2 protein-coding genes are annotated in these 1432 nt (G+C 76.0%); both read left to right on the top strand.

Annotation, left to right across the window (positions count from 1 at the left end; all coding sequences use genetic code 11):
* Nucleotides 1–195 precede the first annotated feature (195 nt).
* Nucleotides 196–603, top strand: coding sequence for a hypothetical protein (locus tag VR45_RS17330; RefSeq protein WP_234326012.1), 408 nt, complete (start codon nucleotides 196–198; stop codon nucleotides 601–603).
* Nucleotides 604–706: 103 nt separating this feature from the next.
* A complete protein-coding gene (locus tag VR45_RS17325; protein WP_199925959.1) occupies nucleotides 707–1294 on the top strand; it encodes a bifunctional DNA primase/polymerase in 588 nt (195 codons plus the stop codon).
* Nucleotides 1295–1432: the final 138 nt, after the last annotated feature.

Raw genomic sequence — 1432 nt, 5'->3', positions numbered from 1 at the left:
GCGGACGCCCGGTGGGGAGACGGCGGGCGCCCGGCGGACGCACGCCCCCGGCGCGTCCGCCGGGAATAGCGCCCGGACGCGCACCGTTCCGTTACCGGCCGCCGGCGCGAGACAATGGACGGCGGCCACGACCGGGCGGCGCCCGTCCCGAGCAACTGTCGCCCGCCCCCATCGAGCACCCGGAGGTGTCCGTCCATGCCCGACTCCCAGGCGCAGGCGTCCGACCCGAGCGGCCCCGCCGCGGCGGCCGGTCCCGGTGCGGGCGCCGGTGCGGCGCCCGGCCGGCGGCAGCGTCCGGTGCAGCTGCTGTTCGAGCCGCAGGCCGACGAACCGGAGCCGGAGCGCTTCTTCGACCTGGAGTCGATCGACGACCCGGCCGAGCTGCTGCGCCGCTCCACCGAGCTGGCCCTGGCCTTCCGGGCGGCGGCCGAGCGGGCGACCGACTTCCAGGCGGTCGCGGCCGCGCAGCTGGCGGATCCGCGCCGTTTCGACGCGCTGCCCGAGACCGAGATCGCGGCCCGGGCGGACTGGACCCCGGACTACGCGGCCAAGATGATCGAGTACGGCCGCAGCCTGCTCCAGCCCCGGCGGCACGAGGACTGACCCCGGCCCGGGCGGCCGTCCGGCCCCCGGACCGCCGCCGTCGGGGTCCGACGCCTCTGGCATATGCCGGAGGAAGCGGAAGGGTACGCCCGTGCCCGCCCCGCTGTCCGGCGAACCGGAGTTTCCCTCCCGGCCACGGCCCGGACACCCCAGGCTGCTCTCCGTGGACATCTGGACCTATCAGTCGGTGGAGTACGTGACCGTGGCCGGGGAGGCCTGGCTCGCCTCCGCCAGCGAGTACCCCCGCAGCATGCGCGCCCTCTGGGAGTCCCGGCCGTGGGCGCCCTCGGTACTGCCCTGCGGCCGGGCCTTCGACGTGATCAGCATGCCGTCGCTGTTCGGCCGCCGGGTGCTGGACGAGCTGTGGGCCTCCGGTCCCGGCTGCGGGCCGGTGGCGGTCTTCCGGGGGCGGACCCTGCTGTTCGTGCAGCCCGGGGCGGCCCCCCGGCTGCGCCGGCTGCTGGCCTGGGAGGAGTGGGCCCGGGACGTTCCGCCGCTGCTCTGCCACGGCAAGGGCGACACGGTGACCGTGCCGCCGGTGCAGCGGATGGTGAACAGCCCGGACTCGCCCGGACTGGGCGCCGGGCGGTGGATCGTCGCCCCGGAGAGCCGGGAACCCTGGCTGCCGGGCGCCTCCGTCGTCCTCTGGGCCTGCGTCCGGGCGGCCCGCGAGCCGGTCGCCGCGGTCTGACCACCCACGTCGAACCCGGGCCGGACGCCGGCCCGGGAGGTGCGGGTATTCGATTTTGGCCGGACCGCGCCCCGCTGCTAGAGTCCTCTCTGTCAGCAGGCGCCGCTAGCTCAGTTGGTTAGAGCAGCTGACTCTTAA

The sequence above is a fragment of the Streptomyces sp. NRRL S-495 genome, assembly GCF_000966955.1.
Taxonomy (GTDB): Bacteria; Actinomycetota; Actinomycetes; order Streptomycetales; family Streptomycetaceae; genus Kitasatospora; species Kitasatospora purpeofusca.
The sequence above is the reverse complement of the archived record's forward strand: the minus strand, read 5'-3'. Positions and strand labels throughout refer to the sequence as shown.

Excerpts from the sequence above, each read along its gene's own strand:
- VR45_RS17330 (WP_234326012.1), top strand. The coding sequence starts at position 196 with ATGCCCGACTCCCAGGCGCAGGCGTCCGACCCGAGCGGCCCCGCCGCG.